This window comes from Massilia sp. 01N417, from assembly GCF_056399645.1.
Genome location: NZ_JBFTRS010000022.1, coordinates 62,108 through 80,214 on the forward strand (window position 1 = coordinate 62,108; position 18,107 = coordinate 80,214).

At 64.2% G+C, this 18,107-nt stretch carries 15 protein-coding genes; 9 read left to right on the top strand and 6 right to left on the bottom strand.

Features of this window, described 5'->3' with window-relative positions:
- Nucleotides 1-80 precede the first annotated feature (80 nt).
- The 3 genes from lepB to AC1DOQ_RS21240 are packed head-to-tail and all read left to right on the top strand — an operon-like array spanning nucleotide 81 to nucleotide 3,021.
- Nucleotides 81-764 carry a signal peptidase I gene (lepB, locus tag AC1DOQ_RS21230; protein ID WP_477368853.1) on the top strand — a complete coding sequence of 228 codons (684 nt, stop codon included), beginning with the start codon at nucleotides 81-83 and terminating at the stop codon, nucleotides 762-764.
- A 43-nt stretch (nucleotides 765-807) separates the two neighbouring features.
- Entirely contained in the window at nucleotides 808-2,004 is a 1,197-nt protein-coding gene (locus AC1DOQ_RS21235) for a multidrug effflux MFS transporter (protein WP_477368855.1), read from the top strand.
- 54 nt (nucleotides 2,005-2,058) lie between these two features.
- Entirely contained in the window at nucleotides 2,059-3,021 is a 963-nt protein-coding gene (locus AC1DOQ_RS21240) for an amidohydrolase family protein (protein ID WP_477368857.1), read from the top strand.
- A 3-nt stretch (nucleotides 3,022-3,024) separates the two neighbouring features.
- Here AC1DOQ_RS21240 and smpB read toward each other — a convergent pair whose 3' ends face one another.
- A complete protein-coding gene (smpB, locus tag AC1DOQ_RS21245) occupies nucleotides 3,025-3,474 on the bottom strand; it encodes an SsrA-binding protein SmpB (RefSeq protein ID WP_052233789.1) in 450 nt (149 codons plus the stop codon).
- Nucleotides 3,475-3,541: 67 nt separating this feature from the next.
- Between smpB and AC1DOQ_RS21250 the strand changes: the two genes are divergently transcribed.
- The gene (locus tag AC1DOQ_RS21250; RefSeq protein ID WP_477368859.1) at nucleotides 3,542-3,976 is read left to right on the top strand and encodes a type II toxin-antitoxin system RatA family toxin; all 435 of its coding nucleotides are present in this window, start codon (nucleotides 3,542-3,544) and stop codon (nucleotides 3,974-3,976) included.
- Nucleotides 3,966-4,268: an RnfH family protein gene (locus AC1DOQ_RS21255; RefSeq protein ID WP_477368861.1), complete on the top strand. Its 303-nt coding sequence runs from the start codon at nucleotides 3,966-3,968 to the stop codon at nucleotides 4,266-4,268. Before AC1DOQ_RS21250 ends, AC1DOQ_RS21255 begins: the two co-directional genes overlap by 11 nt.
- 75 nt (nucleotides 4,269-4,343) lie before the next feature.
- Here AC1DOQ_RS21255 and AC1DOQ_RS21260 read toward each other — a convergent pair whose 3' ends face one another.
- Nucleotides 4,344-4,823 (bottom strand): DUF4124 domain-containing protein, encoded by a 480-nt coding sequence (locus AC1DOQ_RS21260; RefSeq protein ID WP_477368863.1) that lies wholly within the window; start codon nucleotides 4,821-4,823, stop codon nucleotides 4,344-4,346.
- 179 nt (nucleotides 4,824-5,002) lie between these two features.
- Between AC1DOQ_RS21260 and guaB the strand changes: the two genes are divergently transcribed.
- The 3 genes from guaB to AC1DOQ_RS21275 all read left to right on the top strand — a co-directional run bounded on the left by guaB (nucleotide 5,003) and on the right by AC1DOQ_RS21275 (nucleotide 8,732).
- Nucleotides 5,003-6,463: an IMP dehydrogenase gene (guaB, locus tag AC1DOQ_RS21265; RefSeq protein WP_477368865.1), complete on the top strand. Its 1,461-nt coding sequence runs from the start codon at nucleotides 5,003-5,005 to the stop codon at nucleotides 6,461-6,463.
- Between the two features lie 90 nt (nucleotides 6,464-6,553).
- Nucleotides 6,554-8,164, top strand: a complete 1,611-nt coding sequence (guaA, locus tag AC1DOQ_RS21270) for a glutamine-hydrolyzing GMP synthase (protein WP_477368867.1) — start codon at nucleotides 6,554-6,556, stop codon at nucleotides 8,162-8,164.
- Nucleotides 8,165-8,519: 355 nt separating this feature from the next.
- Nucleotides 8,520-8,732 carry a hypothetical protein gene (locus tag AC1DOQ_RS21275; protein WP_477368869.1) on the top strand — a complete coding sequence of 71 codons (213 nt, stop codon included), beginning with the start codon at nucleotides 8,520-8,522 and terminating at the stop codon, nucleotides 8,730-8,732.
- A gap of 386 nt (nucleotides 8,733-9,118) precedes the next feature.
- Here the strand turns inward: AC1DOQ_RS21275 and AC1DOQ_RS21280 are convergent, their stop codons facing one another.
- The 4 genes from AC1DOQ_RS21280 to fusA all read right to left on the bottom strand — a co-directional run bounded on the left by AC1DOQ_RS21280 (nucleotide 9,119) and on the right by fusA (nucleotide 14,875).
- Entirely contained in the window at nucleotides 9,119-9,442 is a 324-nt protein-coding gene (locus AC1DOQ_RS21280; protein WP_477368871.1) for a hypothetical protein, read from the bottom strand.
- A 1,077-nt stretch (nucleotides 9,443-10,519) separates the two neighbouring features.
- Nucleotides 10,520-11,335, bottom strand: coding sequence for an ethanolamine ammonia-lyase subunit EutC (gene eutC, locus AC1DOQ_RS21285; RefSeq protein ID WP_477368873.1), 816 nt, complete (start codon nucleotides 11,333-11,335; stop codon nucleotides 10,520-10,522).
- A gap of 10 nt (nucleotides 11,336-11,345) precedes the next feature.
- Nucleotides 11,346-12,737, bottom strand: a complete 1,392-nt coding sequence (locus tag AC1DOQ_RS21290; protein WP_477368875.1) for an ethanolamine ammonia-lyase subunit EutB — start codon at nucleotides 12,735-12,737, stop codon at nucleotides 11,346-11,348.
- Between the two features lie 29 nt (nucleotides 12,738-12,766).
- Complete coding sequence (gene fusA, locus AC1DOQ_RS21295) at nucleotides 12,767-14,875, bottom strand: elongation factor G (protein ID WP_477368877.1); 2,109 nt, start codon at nucleotides 14,873-14,875, stop codon at nucleotides 12,767-12,769.
- 283 nt (nucleotides 14,876-15,158) lie between these two features.
- Between fusA and AC1DOQ_RS21300 the strand changes: the two genes are divergently transcribed.
- Nucleotides 15,159-18,104 carry a sensor histidine kinase gene (locus tag AC1DOQ_RS21300; protein WP_477368879.1) on the top strand — a complete coding sequence of 982 codons (2,946 nt, stop codon included), beginning with the start codon at nucleotides 15,159-15,161 and terminating at the stop codon, nucleotides 18,102-18,104.
- Nucleotides 18,105-18,107: the final 3 nt, after the last annotated feature.

The following is an 18,107-nucleotide window of genomic DNA, read 5'->3' on the forward strand; positions in this document are numbered from 1 at the left end:
GTGCGCTTTAATTTTCTGTTAAGCATACATCCGGCAAACCATCGTATAACTCATCCGAGAACAATTCCAAGGAGCCCGCCGTGAAGAACTTCGTCCGCAACAACAAAGGCTTCCTGGCCTTCCTGGTCCTGTTCGGCGTGTTCCGCTCGGCGGTGGCGGACTGGAATCCGATCCCCTCGGCCTCGATGCACCCGAACCTGCTGGAGGGGGACGTGGTGCTGGTGAACCGCATGGCCTTCGACCTGAAGGTGCCGCTCACCGACGTGGTGCTGGCCCGCATCGGCGAGCCCTCGCGCGGCGACATCGTCACCTTCCGTTCGCCCAAGGACGGCACCCTCCTGATCAAGCGCCTGGTGGCGCTGCCCGGCGACACCGTCGAGATGCGCAACGAGCGCCTCTACATCAACGGCAAGGGCGCGGACTACGGCATGGTGGCCGAGTCGCTGGATTCGATCCAGGGTGCGACCCTGCGCGCGCTGCAGCTGTCCGAGTCGATCGAAGGCGGCAAGGGCTGGCGCCGCCACATCCAGGTGCTGCCGGACGTGGTTGCGCCGCGCACCTTCGGCCCGCTGCGGGTGCCGGATGGCCAGTACCTGATGCTGGGCGATAACCGCGACAACAGCGCTGACTCGCGCATGATCGGCCTGGTGCCGCGCAAGCTGCTGGTCGGGCGCGCCGAGCGGGTGCTGGTATCGGCCGACTACCAGGGCAACTGGATGCCTCGCACCGAGCGTTTTGGCATGTCCCTCTACCATGTAAACTGATTGTCGTTACAATCTCGCCTTTGGTTTAACGAAGGCGATGTAGATGCAAAGACTGTTGACGGTGATCCTGGCCTGCCTGGGTATGGTGGGCGCGCTGGCGATCGATACCTATCTTCCCTCCATTCCCGCGATCGGGCGCGCCTTCGCCGTCGGTCCGGTGGCCGTGCAGCAGACCCTGAGCGTGTTCCTGTTCACGTTCGCCTTCATGATGCTGTTCTACGGGACCCTGTCCGATTCCTTCGGCCGCCGTCCCGTGATCCTGGTGGCGCTGGTCATGTACACCATCGGCTCGGTCGGTGCCGCGCTGGCGCCCACCTTCGGCTGGCTGCTGGCCTTCCGCGCGCTGCAGGGCCTGTCGGCCGGCGCCGGCTCGGTAATCGGCCAGGCCATCGTCCAGGACCGCTTCAGCGGCGCCCAGGCCCAGAAGATGATGTCCCACATCATGATGGTGTTCGGCCTGGCGCCGGCCATCGCGCCGGTGCTGGGCGGCTGGCTGCACGTGACATTCGGCTGGCGCGCCACCTTCTGGTTCCTGGCGCTGTTCGGCGCGCTGATGCTGGTGCTGTGCTGGCGCCTGCTGCCGGAAAGCCTGCCATCCGAAAAGCGGCATCCCTTCCATGGCGTCGCCATCGCCCGCAACTACCTGAAGGTGCTGGGCCATCCGCAATTCCTGCTGCTGTCGCTGTCGGTGGGCCTGGCCTTCGGCGGCCTGTCCCTGTATATCGGCTCGGCGGCCAACTTCGTGATGGAGATCCTGCACCTGCCGGAAACCGCCTTCGCATGGATGTTCATCCCCCTGATCAGCGGCATGGTGATCGGTTCGGCCTGGGGCGGCAAGCGGGCCGGCAGCCATGCCCCGGCGACGATGCGCGCGATCGGCTTCGGCCTGATGCTGCTTGCCTGCGTGCTGAACGTCGGCTACACCGCGTGGGCCGGCGCCGGCGTTACCGTACCGTGGGCGGTGCTGCCGCTGATGGTGTATACCTTCGGCCTGGCGGTGGCCATGCCGGCCATCCAGGTGGGCGCACTGGGCCTGTTCCCGGACAACCGCGGCCTGGCATCCTCGATGCTGGCCTTCATCCAGATGATGTCCTTCGCGCTGGTGTCGGGCCTGGCCGCGCCGCTGCTGTTCGGCAGCGCCTTCAAGCTGGCCTGCGGCGTGACGGTCGGGCTGGCCGGCAGCTATGCGGCGCTGCGCCTGGCGGGCCTGGCGGCGCGCGACGTGCATATCCAAAAGTGATTTGCGGGCGCCGCCGCTGGCGCTAGACTGGCGTTTTCCGCAGCGGAGAACGCCATGCATACGCTCGCACGCAGCCTGGTCCTGACCGCCTTGATGCTGGCCGGCGCCGCCGCGGCGCAGGCGCCGGTCGGGGACTACCACCAGCACATCTTCAGCGCCGAAGACATCGCGCTGGCCGGCCCCGGCTCCGGCCTGCAGCCGCTGGATGCCAGGGACGTGATCGCGCTGCTCGACGCCGCCGGCATCCGCAAGGCGACCCTGCTGTCGGTCGCCTTCTGGTACGGCAAGCCGGGCCGCCGGGTCGAGGACGAAGCTGGACAGGTGCGCCGCGAGAACGACTGGACGGCCGCCCAGGCCGCGCGCTATCCGGACCGGCTGATCGCTTTCTGCAGCTTCAACCCGCTCAAGGACTACGCGCTGCAGGAACTGAAGCGCTGCGCCGCGACCCCGGGCATGGGACGCGGGATCAAGCTCCATTTCGGGAATTCGGACGTGCAGCTCGACGATCCCGCCCACGTGGCGCGGCTGCGCGACGTGTTCGCCGCCGCCAACGCGGCGCACATGGCGATCGTGGTGCATCTACGGGCCAGCATCGGCAGGGAGAGGGCCTACGGTGCGCGCCAGGCCAGGATCTTCATCGAACAGCTGCTGCCGGCCGCGCCCGACGTGGTGGTGCAGGTGGCGCACTTCGCCGGCAGCGGTCCGGGCTACGAGGACGCGCCGGCGCGCGAGGCGATGGCGGAGCTGGCGGCCAGCGTCGCCCGCCACGACCCGCGCACCCGCAATCTGTATTTCGACGTCGCCTCGATCGTCGACCGCGACATCCGCCCGCAACTGGCGCAGCTCGTCGCGGACACCATCCGCCAGGTCGGGCCGGGCAGGGTGCTGTACGGGACCGATGCGGCCCAGGGCGCCAACCTGCGGCCGCGCGAATCCTGGGCCGCCTTCGGGAAGTTGCCTCTGACCGACGCCGAATTCGCGCAGATTGCGGGCAACGTGCCGCCGTATTTCCGCTGAGTGTCAGCGGCGGTTGTTCTTCATCGCCTTTTCGATCTCGCGCTTGGCGTCGCGGTCGCGCTCGGTGTCGCGCTTGTCGTGCTGCTTCTTGCCCTTGGCCAGGCCGACTTCGCACTTCACGCGGCCGCCCTTGAAGTGCAGGTTGAGCGGGACCAGGGTATAGCCGGAGCGCTCGACCTTGCCGACCAGCTTCTCGATTTCGGCCTTGTGCAGCAGCAGCTTGCGGGTGCGCAGGGCTTCCGGATGGCTCCAGGCGGAGGTGGCGGTCAGGGCGCTGATGTGGGCGCCGAACAGGAACAGCTCGCCGTTGCGGACCACGACGTAGGCTTCCTTGATCTGCACGCGGCCTTCCCGGATCGCCTTGATTTCCCAGCCTTGCAGCACCAGGCCGGCCTCGTAGCGGTCCTCGATGAAGTAGTCGAAAAAGGCTTTCTTATTATCAATAATACTCATGAAATAGCTAAAATGCGCGCGTCGGTTAAACTACTGTTAATCCAACATCATAACAAACGGCTGACAAATGGCAGTAGTGCACAAATCAGTTTTCTTAGGCTATAGCGCCGAGCAAATGTTCGACCTCGTTGCAAAGGTCGAGGATTATCCGAAATTTCTCCCGTGGTGCAGCGGTGTGAAGATCATCGAGCGGACCGACGACAACCTGACCGCCTCCCTGCAGATCAACTTCCACGGCGTGAAGCAGAGCTTCACCACCTCCAACCACAACCAGCGTCCGACCCAGATGAAGATGCACCTGGTCGACGGTCCCTTCAAGATGCTGGAAGCAGTGTGGTCCTTCAAGTCCCTGCGCGCCGACGCCTGCAAGATCGACTTCGACATGCAGTACGAGTTCTCCAGCGTGATCCTGGAACAGATCGTCGGGCCGGTGTTCGGCATGATCGCCAACACCATGGTCGATTCCTTCTGCAAGCGTGCCGAGCAGGTGTATGGAATCTAAAGCGCCCCCGTCGACCGGCGAGCTGCAGGTCACCATCGTCTACGCCACGCCGAAGGACGAGTTCATCCATCCGATGCGCGTCGCGCCCGGCACCACGGCCGGCCAGGCCATCGAACACAGCGGCGTGCTGGCGCGCTTCCCGGAGATCAGCCTGGTGACCCAGCCGGTCGGCATCTACGGCAGGAAGAAGTCGCTGGACACGGTATTGCGCGAGCGCGACCGGGTCGAGATCTACCGGCCGCTGGTGGCGGATCCCAAGGATTCCAGGCGGAGGCGCGCCGCCAAGCGCTAGGGTGGGCAGTCCCTGCCCACGCGTGACGCCGGCATCATGTTGGCTTGCGCGTGGGCACGGTGTGCCCACCCTACATTACGGACATTGCGCCAGAGCGCGTTTTGCCTTTTCCTGCCGCTGTGCACGCTCCTCGTCCGACACGTAGTCGCGCTCGCCGTTCTTGTCGATGCGTACCAGGCGCACCCCGGAATTCAGCTGTGCCTGTTCCGCGCGCGCCGCATCGCAAGCCGCGGCCCGGGCCTTGCTGGCGCCAAGCGCATCTTCCTCTTCCCTGGCCCGCTTGAGGGCGCGCTTCCGGTAGTCCGTTTCGCGCTCGATCCAGCCGGGCGTGGACGGCTTTTCGGTGGGTCCGCCCGCTGCGGCTGCCGCCTCGGGCGCCGGTTCCAGCCCGCGCGGCGCCTTCAGGATACGGCTCGGCGGCGTGCCGGGCGGCGGCGGGCGATCCGAGAAGACGCGCGCACCTTTGTCGTCGATCCAGCTGTATTGGGCATGGACGATCTGCGGGAGCAGGGCGAGGGCGCCAATCGGCAGGAGGCGCAGCCAGCTTGGGTTCATTATGTTTCCTTGGGTTATCTTTATCCTGATTTCGCCATGATTCGCCGGGCCTGTCAACGAGCATGGTTTTTCGCCGAATGGATGGGTTTCAGCTACATTCCGGGCTTTTTTGGGCTCCTTGAAGACGTTTGACGGCAGTTTCTGTATAATTCGCTTTTGCGCCTATAGGAAATAAAACTATGCGTCTTCTTCAGAAAGCACTCACGTTCGATGATGTGCTGCTCGTCCCGGCCTACTCCAACATCCTCCCGGCCAACACGTCCCTGCGAACCAAACTGACCCGGAATATCTCGCTGAACATTCCGCTGCTGTCGGCCGCAATGGACACCGTGACCGAAGCCCGTCTCGCGATCGCGATGGCGCAGGAGGGCGGCATCGGCATCATCCACAAGAACCTGCGTCCCGCCGACCAGGCTCGCGAAGTGGCGCGCGTCAAGCGCTTCGAGGCCGGCGTGCTGCGCGACCCGATCACGGTCCCGCCGACGATGAAGATCCGCGACGTGATCGCCCTGCAGCACCAGCACGGCTTCAGCGGCTTCCCGGTGGTGGAAGGCAAGCAGGTGATCGGTATCATCACCAACCGCGACCTGCGCTTCGAGGAAGACCTGGAAGCGGAAGTGCGCACCAAGATGACCCCGCGCGAAAAGCTCGTCTACGTGAATGAAGACGCTGACACGCTTGAGGCCAAGCGCCTGATGAACAAGCACCGCCTGGAGCGCGTGCTGGTCGTCAACGACGCTTTCGAACTGCGCGGTTTGATTACCGTGAAGGATATCCTGAAGTCGCATGAACACCCGAACGCATCCAAGGATGCGCAAGGCAAGCTGCTCGTGGGCGCGGCAGTGGGCGTGGGCGACAAGGACAAGGAACGCGTGGAACTGCTGGTGAAGGCCGGCGTGGACGTGCTGGTGGTCGACACCGCCCACGGCCACTCGCAGGGCATCCTCGACCGCGTCAAGTGGATCAAGGACACCTACCCGCAGGTCGACGTCATCGGCGGCAACATCGCCACCGCGGCCGCCGCACGCGCGCTGGTCGAAGCCGGCGCCGACGCCGTCAAGGTCGGCATCGGCCCGGGCTCGATCTGCACTACCCGTATCGTCGCCGGTGTCGGCGTGCCGCAGATCACCGCGATCTCGAACGTGGCCGAAGCACTCGAAGGCACGGGCGTACCCTGCATCGCCGACGGCGGCATCCGCTTCTCGGGCGATATCTCGAAGGCGCTGGCGGCCGGCGCCCACACCGTCATGATGGGCTCGATGTTTGCCGGTACCGAAGAAGCGCCGGGCGAAGTGATCCTCTACCAGGGCCGCAGCTACAAGGGCTACCGCGGCATGGGCTCGCTGGGCGCGATGGCCGAAGGCTCGGCCGACCGCTACTTCCAGGAAGCCTCGAGCAAGGCCGACAAGTTCGTCCCGGAAGGTATCGAAGGCCGCGTCGCCTACAAGGGCAGCGTGCTGGCCATCATCTACCAGCTGGTCGGCGGCGTGCGCCAGTCGATGGGCTACTGCGGCTGCGCGAACATCGAAGAACTGCGTGCGAAAGCCGAGTTCGTCGAGATCACGTCGGCAGGCATGCGTGAATCCCACGTCCACGACGTGCAGATCACCAAGGAAGCGCCGAACTACCGCTCCGAGTAAAAGATCCCGAGACGCGGCCCCTGCGGCCGCGTTTTTGTATTCGCCGTAGGGTGGGCACTCAGTGCCCACCATTCACATCAAGACAAGTAAATGCACTCCAAAATCCTCATCCTAGACTTCGGTTCCCAGGTTACCCAGCTGATCGCCCGCCGCGTGCGCGACGCCGGCGTGTTCTCCGAGGTCTACCCCTACGACATCGGCGACGACTTCGTCCGCAACTACGGCGCCTCCGGCGTGATCCTGTCCGGCAGCCACAACTCGACCCTGGAAGGCGACTCGCCGCGCGCGCCGCAAGCCGTGTTCGAACTGGGCGTGCCGGTACTGGGCATCTGCTACGGCATGCAGACCATGGCGGCCCAGCTGGGCGGCAAGGTCGAAAACGGCAAGGTGCGTGAATTCGGCTACGCCGAGGTACGCGCCCGCGGCCACACCAAGCTCCTGAACGGCATCAACGACTTCGTCACCGACGAAGGCCACGGCATGCTGAAGGTCTGGATGAGCCACGGCGACAAGGTCCTGGAAATGCCGGAAGGCTTCAAGCTGATGGGCTCGACCGACAGCTGCCCGGTGGCCGCCATGGCCGACGAAGAACGCCGTTTCTATGCCCTGCAGTTCCACCCGGAAGTCACCCATACCACGCAAGGCGAAGCCATCATCGGCCGCTTCGTGCACGAGATCTGCGGCTGCAAGAGCGACTGGAACATGCCGGACTACATCGGCGAAGCCGTCGAGAAGATCCGCGCCCAGGTCGGCAGCGATGAAGTCATCCTCGGCCTGTCCGGCGGCGTCGACTCGAGCGTGGCCGCAGCCCTGATCCACCGCGCCATCGGCGACCAGCTGACCTGCGTCTTCGTCGACCACGGCCTGTTGCGCAAGGACGAGGGCAAGATGGTCATGGACATGTTCTCGAAAAACCTCGGCGTGAAGGTGCTGCGCATCGACGCCAGCGACCAGTTCATGGGCCACCTGGCCGGCGTGACCGATCCCGAGCAGAAGCGCAAGATCATCGGCCGCGAATTCGTCGAAGTGTTCCAGGAGCAGGCCAAGCAGCTGACCTCCGCCCGCTGGCTGGCCCAGGGCACGATCTATCCGGACGTGATCGAATCGGCCGGCAAGGGCAAGAAGGGCCAGACCATCAAGAGCCACCACAATGTGGGCGGCCTGCCGGAAACCCTGAACCTGCAGCTGCTGGAGCCGCTGCGCGAGCTGTTCAAGGACGAAGTCCGCAAGCTGGGCGTGGCCCTGGGCCTGCCGCACGACATGGTGTACCGCCACCCCTTCCCGGGTCCGGGCCTGGGCGTGCGCATCCTGGGCGAAGTGAAGCGCGAATACGCCGACCTGCTGCGCGAAGCGGATGCGATCTTCATCGAAGAGCTGCGCAATACGCCGTTCGTGGCGCCGATGGTGCCGGGTATCGACGCCGGCAAGGCGCCGGTGAACTGGTACGAGGCGACTTCGCAGGCGTTTGCCGTGTTCCTTCCGGTGAAATCGGTTGGCGTGATGGGCGATGGCCGTACTTATGAGTACGTGGTGGCGCTGCGTGCGGTGCAGACCCTGGACTTCATGACGGCGCAGTGGGCGCATCTGCCGCACGATCTGCTGGGCCGGGTGTCGAACCGGATCATCAATGAGGTTCGTGGCTTGAATCGTGTTGTTTATGATATTTCGGGGAAACCGCCGGCGACGATTGAGTGGGAGTGAGTTGCATTGTGGAAATATTAGTTTTCCAGCTTGCTTGATCCGTAAGGCCCTGTTTTTACAGGGCTTTATTTTTGGTGCAATGCTTTAACGAGGAATTCGTACGATCGTGCCTTAGAATTATCAATGAGCTGTGACCCTGGCCGACGAAGGAAGGATGTTTTCGGGGGGCGAAGTCTTTGCGCCTCTGCATTCGCACAGCAGGGGTCTGTCACGAACGGCAACTGTGCTCGGCCAAACACCGCTGCGTCGACTATGACTTACGTGCGCCGTCGGGTGAAATTGCGAGTGAAGTATCAATAGAATGTGAAAATCTCGGTGGGATATTCCGCAGCCGACGGATTGGAAGAAACTAGCCTTGCCGCGCTTAGCTGCCGCTGGCGTAAAAACCGAAGCAGCGTTCCAGAATAAGTCGCAACTTGTGTCAGCGGAATTTAATGGTGCGGTGTTGAAGTTCACGCCATATCGAAACGGCGGTGCTGTGGGCATGATAAAAGGGTTTGAGGCAGCGGTTGAGCATGAGAAGATGGTGAAAGAAATGTCCTCGGAAGCCCTAGGCAATGCGGCTTAAGGCACTTTCACATTATTGGCTTTCGAATCTTCATGCTGTGGGTCGAGTCTTTTAGCGATGCAGTCGACTGCTTCATCAATCAATTTGGAGCACTTCTTATTCGCGTCTATGAGAATTTCTCGGTACTGGCTGTTCAGCTTATGTCGGCGACCTACCAGAAAGCTCTGTGTAAAACCTTCCTTGTCCCCTTCTTCAACTAAAATCGTACACGGATCCGCGTGGACACCGCTGGTTCGGCAACGTGTCGTATTCGTTCAAGTGATGCAAAACCGGCGCTGCCTTACAGGGGCAGCGCATGCACGTCGACGTCCGGCAGCACGCCCGTAGCTGGCCGCGTGAAGGCGCGCGGTAGTCAATTCCATCCACTAGCCGGACGCCGAGATACCCTAAAGTAGAGAATAGATCGTCGATGCAATGAGACAGAGGAGAGCCACCGCGGTCATCGCCCCTAGAACCTTGGATTCCGCGCTTCTCTCCTCGCCCTTTCCTTGCCTATTATTTGACAGCGCCGCTCTTGCATCGCTGCCGAGCATCGACGCGATTCGTGCGTTCGATTCCGAAATAATACCGGCCGTGCTGAGCAGGAGAAACAGCAAGGTCCAGTCGAAGCCGTGCGTCGCTAGTATCCAGGCCGAAATCAACAACCCGATGAAGCAAAGAATCTTGAATGAGATGGCGATAACCCTTAATTTCTTGGATGGATTATTCATTTGAGATCGGACTTTCAATTCAAGTTGAAATCGGCTGGGCGAGGCGAATGAATCCTATCCGCTGGCCAATGTGCATGGATAGTGTTCCCGGGCGAAACAGCGCGATTGCCTTGCTCGGCGCATCCGGCGATGTGTTGCCTGGGCATATGGTTTTATAAGCGTCAGTCATGCTTGAATCCGTCTAAGTCGATTTACGTCAATTGTGTCTTGGGTGTTGTATGTGTGTTTTTGCAAAGAGTGCAAAAAAGTTATTGAGATCGACGCAGGCACTTTAGATAGAAAAATATTCAACGTCAACGAAAAAGAAAGAGAAACTGTAAATTTAGGAAAAAAAAGGTAAATTTACCCATATTTTTCTTTCGATTTTTGGCGTTTTCATGTTTTTTACTTTCGAATTCGTGGCGAACACCTAACATTCACGCGCGTAAACCGGACTCCCCCACAGGTCGTCAAAGCAAAAGTAAATAAAGATTTATCTTTCGTTTTACTTTTGTTGTTGCCTTGTAAAAGACGAACCTCATGCTTCCACTCAATCGCCTCTTTTACTTTCTTTCGATCACACAACTTGTGCAACGCGACCAATTTGGGGCACAGGTTACCTGAGCTACCGTGTTGAATTGGGGGGCGCGTTTTTGAATGGCAACTGGGCAGGCTCGATTCCGTGCCAAGATATTCAACGGTAGCCGTTAGGCTAGCAGGGCAGCTGTAAGTGCCCTGATTCTAAAGATGGCGAACGGCCTGCAAAGCCGTCTTGATTCTTGGACCGCGCTGAGCCAATCGACTAAAGTACCGGTTGCCTATGGTGATTGCATCATCATCGAGGTATAAAATGATGGCCGCAAATCATATAGGGATGAATGCCTTTAACGCTACTTTTTGATGGTATCCGTGCAGGTATTACTGTTCGGTACCGCGAAAATTTACCGCGAAATCAAGGACATTGTGTTCTCGTTGATAATCGAGTGGGAGCGAGGGTTTCCATTGGAAACTCTATTCTCGCATTTTGAAAAGGCTCGCGTCGGCGAGCTTTTTTCATGCAACATACATCGATCGTGGGGAGCTATTTTACAGAGGTCGTCAAAGCAAAAACCTCGGCCCTTCACCCGCCAGCGCGTCCCCATCACCAGTCTCATCCTTGAGCTGAACCCCGGTCAACTTCCGCCTGCGCGCCTCGCCGAGCAGCAAATGCAGCTTGCGTGCCGCCTCCTCGGCGCCCAGCCCGGCCGGCCTGACATTCGAAATACAATTACGCCGTTCGTCAGTCAGGCCGACACGCGGTTCCCAGGTCATGTAAAGGCCCATGCTGTCGGACGAGCTCAGGCCGGGCCGCTCGCCGATCAGGACGACGACCAGCTTGGCGCCCAGCAGTTCGCCGACCTCGTCGCCGACGGCCACGCGGCCCTGCTGGACGATGGCCAGAGGCGCCGGCGTCCATCCCGAAGCCGCCAGCCGTGGCCGCAGCGCCTGCAGAAAGGGCGCGGCGTTTTGCGAAATGGCGGGGCCGGACAGGCCGTCCACGACCACGACGGCCAGGTCGTAAGGCCGTTCGTGCACCTGTTCGCCGCGCAGGGCGCAGAGACGGCCGCGCGATGGCCCATCGAGCCGCCGCCCCAGGTCCGGCCGCTGCAGATAGACCTTGCGGTCAGCCGCCGCGCTGTGCAGCACGAGCGGGGAGGGCGATCCCGGCCATGCCTGCTCCAGCGCCTCGCTCAATGCGGTGGTATCGAGCGTATCGTGCACGGCATCGCGCGCACGGGCGTGCGCCAGCTGGAAGGCGAGCTGGGCGCCGGTAGGCTGGCTGATCCCCGAATGTCCGAGGCCGATCCGCGCCGCCGTGAACTGCCGCAAGGCGCGCCAGGGATCGGGTTGCGGATCGGGGATGATGTCCTGCATGTCGTCTCCTTCAGGGCAAAGCAGCCAGCGCGCGCTGGAACGGCGCCGGTACCGAAGCGCCCAGCGTGGCCGGTGCGTCGCCGGTGAAGATGCCCATGTCGCGCAGCCAGGCGTGGAACTCCGGCGCCGGCTGCAGGCCGAGCGCGCGGCGCGCGTAAAGGGCGTCGTGGAAGGATGTCGTCTGGTAGTTCAGCATGATGTCGTCCGCCCCGGGAACCCCCATCACGAAGGTGCAGCCGGCCGCGCCCAGCATCGTCAGCAGCACGTCCATGTCGTCCTGGTCGGCTTCGGCGTGGTTGGTGTAGCACACGTCGACACCCATCGGCAGGCCGAGCAGCTTGGCGCAGAAGTGGTCTTCCAGGCCGGCGCGGATGATCTGCTTGCCGTCGTACAGGTATTCCGGGCCGATGAAGCCGACGACGGGATTCACCAGCAAGGGCTTGAAGGCGCGGGCGACGGCATAGGCGCGGGCTTCGCAAGTCTGCTGGTCGAGGCCATGGTTGGCGTTGCTCGAGAGCGCGCTGCCCTGGCCGGTCTCGAAATACATGACATTGTCGCCCAGCGTGCCGCGGTGCAGCGAGAGAGCGGCTTCGCGCGCTTCGGCGAGTAGCGCCAGGTCGATGCCGAAGCTGGCGTTTGCGGCCTGGGTGCCGGCGATCGACTGGAACACGAGGTCGACCGGCGCGCCCCGTTCGATGGCGGCCATGGTGTTGGTCACATGGGTGAGTACGCAGGATTGGGTCGGGATGGCGTAGCGGCTGATGATCTCGTCGAGCATCCCGACCAGCTTGATCACCTGCGGCACGTTGTCGGTGGCCGGGTTGATGCCGATGACGGCGTCGCCGCTCCCATACATCAAGCCGTCGAACATGCTCGCCGCAATGCCGGACGGGTCGTCGAGCGGGTGATTCGGCTGCAGCCGCGTCGACAGCGTGCCCGGCAGGCCGATCGTATTCCGGAAGCGCGTGAGCACGCGGCACTTGCGGGCGACCAGCACCAGGTCCTGGATGCGCATGATCTTCGACACCGCGGCCGCCATTTCCGGCGTGATGCCGGGGGCGATCCGCGACAGCGTGGCCTCGTCGGCCTGATCGCCCAGCAGCCAGTCGCGAAAGCCGCCGACGGTCAGGTGGCGGATCCGTGCGAATGCGGCGGCATCGACCCCGTCGACGATCAGGCGTGTCACCTCGTCCGTCTCGTAGGGCACGACCACCTCGTTCAGGAAGGTCGTGAGCGGCAGGTCGGCCAGGGCCATCTGCGCCGCCAACCGCTCCTCGGCACTCCCTGCCGCCACGCCCGCCAGGTAGTCGCCCGAGCGCGCGGGCGAGGCCTTGGCCAGCAGTTCGCGCAGGCCGCCGAAGGTATAGCTGCGGGTGCCGACAAGCTGGGTGATCCGGCTCATGGCTGGCTTCGCTCCGGCGGAACGGCTGCTTATCGATTCGCCCGTGTCGTCGCGATCTGCTCGAGCACGTGCTTGGGAACCGCCGCATAGTGCTTGAATTCCATCGTGTAGGTCGCGCGGCCCTGGGTCAGCGAACGCAGCGTGGTCGAGTAGCCGAACATCTCGGCCAGCGGCACCACTGCATTGATCACCTTGCCGCCGCCGCCGGGAATCTCGTCCATACCCTGTACCAGGCCGCGCCGGGTCGACAGGTCGCCCATCACGTTGCCGGTAAATTCCTCGGGTGTCTCGACTTCGACCTGCATCATCGGCTCCAGAAGTTCAGGGGAGGCCTTGCGCATGCCGTCCTTGAAAGCCATCGAGGCGGCCATGCGGAAGGCGTTTTCGTTGGAGTCGACGTCGTGATAGGAGCCGAAGGTCAGGGTCGCGCGCACGTCGACCACCGGGTAGCCGGCCAGCACGCCGGACGGCAGCGTCTCCTGGATGCCCTTGTCGACCGCCGGGATGTACTCGCGCGGCACCACGCCGCCCTTGATGGCGTCGACGAATTCGTAGCCCTTGCCCGCTTCGAGCGGCTCGAGCTTGAGCACCACGTGGCCATACTGGCCCTTGCCGCCCGATTGCTTGACGAACTTGCCTTCGACGTTCTCGACCGCGTTGCGGATGGTTTCGCGGTATGCCACCTGCGGCTTGCCGACAGTGGCTTCGACGCCGAACTCGCGCTTCATGCGGTCGACCAGGATTTCGAGGTGCAGTTCGCCCATGCCGGACATGATGGTCTGGCCGGATTCCTCGTCGGTGCGTACGCGGAACGAGGGGTCTTCCTGCGCCAGGCGATTCAGGGCGATGCCCATCTTTTCCTGGTCGGCCTTGGTTTTCGGCTCCACCGCCTGCGAGATCACCGGCTCCGGGAACACCATCTTTTCCAGCACGATCACGTGCTGCGGATCGGAGAGCGTATCGCCGGTGGTGACCGCCTTCAGGCCGACCGCCGCCGCGATGTCGCCGGCGAACACTTCCTTGATTTCCTTGCGCTCGTTGGCGTGCATCTGCAGGATGCGGCCCAGTCTCTCCTTCTGGGCCTTGGTCGGGTTGTACACGCTGTCTCCGGAATTGACCACGCCCGAATACACGCGGAAGAAGGTCAGCTGGCCCACGAAAGGATCGGTCATGATCTTGAAGGCCAGCGCGGAGAACGGCTCGTCGTCCGACGGGTGGCGCTCGATCGGCCGGTCGTCCTCGTCATGGCCTGCAATGGCCGGCACGTCGACCGGGGAGGGCAGGTAATCGATCACCGCGTCCAGCATCGCCTGCACGCCCTTGTTCTTGAAGGCGGAGCCGGCCAGCATCGGCACGATTTCGCCGGCCACGGTGCGCCGGCGCAGCGCGGCCTTGATCTCGTCTTCGGAAAGCGGCTCGCCGTTCAGGTATTTCTCGGTCAGCTCGGGCGTTGCCTCCGCCGCCGCCTCGACCAGTTTTTCGCGCCAGGCGCGCGCAGTTGCTTCCAGTTCGGCCGGGATGTCGCCGTACTCGAAGTGCACGCCCTGGCCGGCTTCGTCCCAACGGACGGCGCGCATCTTGACCAGGTCGACCACGCCTTCGAACCTGTCCTCGGCACCGATCGGCACCTGGATCGGCACCGGGTTGCCCTTCAAGCGGTCGCGGATCTGCTGCCCCACGCGGAAGAAGTCGGCGCCGACGCGGTCCATCTTGTTGATGAAGGCGATGCGCGGCACCTTGTATTTGTTCGCCTGGCGCCACACGGTCTCGGATTGCGGCTGCACGCCGCCGACCGAGTCGTACACCATCACCGCGCCGTCCAGCACCCGCATCGAGCGTTCGACCTCGATGGTGAAGTCGACGTGACCCGGGGTGTCGATGATGTTGATGCGATGCTCGGGATAGTTGCCGGCCATCCCCTTCCAGAAGGCGGTGGTCGCGGCCGAGGTGATCGTGATGCCGCGCTCCTGTTCCTGCTCCATCCAGTCCATGGTCGCCGCGCCGTCGTGCACCTCGCCGATCTTGTGATTGACGCCGGTGTAGAACAGGATGCGCTCGGTCGTGGTGGTCTTGCCGGCGTCGATGTGGGCGCTGATGCCGATGTTGCGGTAGCGCTCGATGGGGGTCTTGCGGCTCATTGCACTCTCCTGAATGTGCGCCCATACGCTGGGCAGGGTGCTGTCTCGCTCAGTGTAACCGGAATACGGCAGGGAAAATTCTAGCTGAAGTTCACGTGGCCGGCTTCGACGGCCGGTTCGCGTGTCGGGAAGGGCGGCATGTTGCGCCTGTTCCTGGAATGGTTTTTTCGTTAGACTCTCGGAAGTATTTCACGGTGGATAGCAAAGCGGGATCACAAGAATGAGGAAGAGCAGGGCGATGACCCGGACGCGAGGATTCTGCAGCGCACTGCTGGGCATCGCAATGAGTAGCGCCGCCTTTGCCCAAGGCCATGCCCAGGCCCTGGCGCACTACAGCCATGCCGCCTGGACCGCGAGCGACGGCGCGCCAGTCCATATCGTGCGCATGGCGCAGACGCCGGACGGCTGGCTCTGGCTGGGCACGCCGAACGGCTTGTACCGCTTCGACGGCGTGCGTTTCCACACCTTCGTCGCGAGCAATGGCGAGAAGCTGCTGAGCCCCCGGATCCTGGAGTTGGCGCCCCAGCCCAACGGCGACCTGTACATCGGCTACGAGGCGCCTGGCCTGAGCGTGCTGCATCCGGACGGCCGGCTCGAACATCTCGCGCCCGCGACGAAGGATGGCGTCGTCGCCAAGGTCACCGATGTGATACGCGCCGCCGACGGCACGCTCTGGCTCGGTTCGTCCCTCGGGCTGCGGCAGCTGAAGCAGGGGCGGTGGTCGACGCTGGGTTCGGCGCAAGGCTGTCCCGACGGTCCGATAACGATTGCGCTCGACGGCAACCAGCAGTTGTGGGCCACCAACGGCCGTCACCTGTTCCGTGTCGACCGGGCCGCCGGCCGTTGCGTCCCCGCCAGCCCGCTGGCGCCGGCGGGCGCCGCGTCGGAAATGATGCTGGGATTCCGGACCTCGCCGGACGGCCGGTTCTGGGCTGGCGGGGATGGGCACCTCGCGCTCCTGTCGTCACCGGCGCCCGGGGCCGCCGCACGGCCGAACTATCTCGGCCAGAGCTCGGGCAGCACCGCCATCTTCGATCGCGCCGGCAACTTGTGGGCGCTGCGTTGCCCGACCGGTGTCTGCCTGGCCGAATCCGCCGGCACGGGCAGCGGCAGCTACATCGACGTCGCCACGGCGACGACGAGCCGGCTCGACCAGCCCGGCCAGCTGAGTTCACTGGCGCCGCGCGTCATCATGGAAGACCGCGAGGGCGACATCTGGCTCGGTTCGCCGACCGGCATCGAGCGCTTCCGCCGCAATACCCTGCGGCCGGTCGGCCTGCCGGCCATCAAGGGCGATTTCCATGTCGCGCCCGATCTCGACGGCAGCGTGTGGGTGGTCGCTCCCCAGGAGCGGCGGGGATGGCGCTACGATCCGGCTGCACGCAGCCTCACTGCCTTGCCGGGAAAGGTTCGGGGCGCCACCCCCGGTCCTGACGGCATCGTGGTGATCCTGACGGAAGATGGCATCCGGGTGCGCGGCGCCGGGGGCGAAACCCGGATCGACCTGCCGGGGCCTCTGCCGATGAGCGCCTGGGCGCGCGGTGACGGCGAACGGGTCTGGCTCGGCGGATCGAACGTCCCGGTCCAGCTCTGGGATGGCCACGCCTGGACGCCGCAAGGCGATCTGCCCGGCGCCGATTTCGTTTTCAGCACGGCGGGCCGGCGCGGTCACATGTGGCGCGGACTCGCCGACGGACGTCTGGTGCTGTTCGAGGGTGGACGCCTGCGCACCGAATACACCCAGGCCGCGCTGGGCGGGATCGGCCAGGCGACCTGCGTGTCGACGGCGCCCGAACTGGTCGTCGGCGGCGAGGCCGGCGTGGCCGTCTTGCACGAAGGGCGTTTCCGGCGCCTGCGGGTGGACCGCGACGATGTGCTGCGCCGCGTCACCGGCGTTTTCGTGGCCGCCGACGGCACCCGCTGGCTGAATGGCGGCACCGGCCTGCTGCGCGTCGAGGAGAGCGATTGGCGGCGCGCCGTGGAGTCCGGCGCGCCGCTGCGCTATGCCCTGCTGGACGCGCGCGACGGTTACACCGGCACTGCCGCCGACGTGGCCTCGTTGAAAATGGTGGGCGACCGCCTGTGGGTGACGACCACCGACGGCATCGTCGAGCTCGACCCGTCGCGGCGCGAGCGCAATCCGGTGGCGTCGCAGCCGTCGCTGCTGGCGGTGACCGGGGATGACGTCGCCTATCCGCTGACGCGCCCGCCGCTGATCCGCGCCGGCACCACGCGCCTGCGCTTCGACTTCACCGCGCCTGCGCTGAGCCGGCCCGAACGCATCGTCTTCAGCTACCGCCTCGACGGCGTCGACCATGCCTGGCAGACCGGCTCCGAACGCAGCGCCACCTATACGGGGCTGGCGCCGGGCGCCTACCGTTTCCGGGTGCGCGCCATGAACGAGGATGGCGTGTGGTGCGAAGGCGAACGGACGCTCGACCTGCACGTGGCGCCCACCCTTGTGCAAACCGTCTGGTTCAAGCTGGCGTGCGTGCTGGCCGGCCTGCTGCTGCTCTGGCTCGGCTACCGCCTGCGGCTGCGCTTCCTGACCCGGACCTTGACCGAGCGTATGAGCGCACGGATGGAAGAGCGCGAACGCATCGCGCGCGACCTGCACGACACCGTGCTGCAGACTTTCCAGGGTTTCGTGATGAAGGTGACGACGATCCTGCCGGAATCGGAGTCCGCGCTGGGCGACAGCTTGAGGCGCAGCCTGCGCGACGCCAAGGCCGCCATCGAGGAGGGGCGCGACAAGGTCGCGGCCTTGCGCGACGGTGCGCACCAGGAGGCTGCCCTGTGCGACTACCTGCGAACGACCGGGGAGCAGGACGCCGGACCGGGCCAGCACTTCACGCTGCGCTGCGAGGGCAGGGCGCGGGCGCTGCATCCGATCGTCGAGCAGGAGTTGTGCGCCATCGGCCGTGAAGCCTTGCGCAACGCCTTCCGCCACGCGGATGCAACACTGTACGAAGCGGTCGTCGAGTACGGTGCGGGCGCGCTGGTGCTGACCGTGCGGGACGACGGCCGCGGTATCGACGCCGGCGCCAGGGACAAGCAGGGCCACTGGGGCCTGCGCGGCATCGAGGAGCGCGCCCGGCGCATCCATGCCGATGCGCGCCTGCGCACGGCGCCCGGCGCCGGCACCACCTGGCGCATCGAAATCAAGGCGGCGCTGGCGTACGCGGATGTGCGCCAGGGGCCGCGCCGGCCCTGGTCCTGGCGACGCTGAAGC

Coding starts and splice junctions, on each gene's coding strand:
- AC1DOQ_RS21235 (WP_477368855.1), top strand. CDS start 808: ATGCAAAGACTGTTGACGGTGATCCTGGCCTGCCTGGGTATGGTGGGC.
- AC1DOQ_RS21240 (WP_477368857.1), top strand. CDS start 2,059: ATGCATACGCTCGCACGCAGCCTGGTCCTGACCGCCTTGATGCTGGCC.
- smpB (WP_052233789.1), bottom strand. CDS start 3,474: ATGAGTATTATTGATAATAAGAAAGCCTTTTTCGACTACTTCATCGAG.
- AC1DOQ_RS21250 (WP_477368859.1), top strand. CDS start 3,542: ATGGCAGTAGTGCACAAATCAGTTTTCTTAGGCTATAGCGCCGAGCAA.
- AC1DOQ_RS21255 (WP_477368861.1), top strand. CDS start 3,966: ATGGAATCTAAAGCGCCCCCGTCGACCGGCGAGCTGCAGGTCACCATC.
- AC1DOQ_RS21260 (WP_477368863.1), bottom strand. CDS start 4,823: ATGAACCCAAGCTGGCTGCGCCTCCTGCCGATTGGCGCCCTCGCCCTG.
- guaB (WP_477368865.1), top strand. CDS start 5,003: ATGCGTCTTCTTCAGAAAGCACTCACGTTCGATGATGTGCTGCTCGTC.
- guaA (WP_477368867.1), top strand. CDS start 6,554: ATGCACTCCAAAATCCTCATCCTAGACTTCGGTTCCCAGGTTACCCAG.
- AC1DOQ_RS21280 (WP_477368871.1), bottom strand. CDS start 9,442: ATGAATAATCCATCCAAGAAATTAAGGGTTATCGCCATCTCATTCAAG.
- eutC (WP_477368873.1), bottom strand. CDS start 11,335: ATGCAGGACATCATCCCCGATCCGCAACCCGATCCCTGGCGCGCCTTG.
- AC1DOQ_RS21290 (WP_477368875.1), bottom strand. CDS start 12,737: ATGAGCCGGATCACCCAGCTTGTCGGCACCCGCAGCTATACCTTCGGC.
- fusA (WP_477368877.1), bottom strand. CDS start 14,875: ATGAGCCGCAAGACCCCCATCGAGCGCTACCGCAACATCGGCATCAGC.
- AC1DOQ_RS21300 (WP_477368879.1), top strand. CDS start 15,159: ATGAGTAGCGCCGCCTTTGCCCAAGGCCATGCCCAGGCCCTGGCGCAC.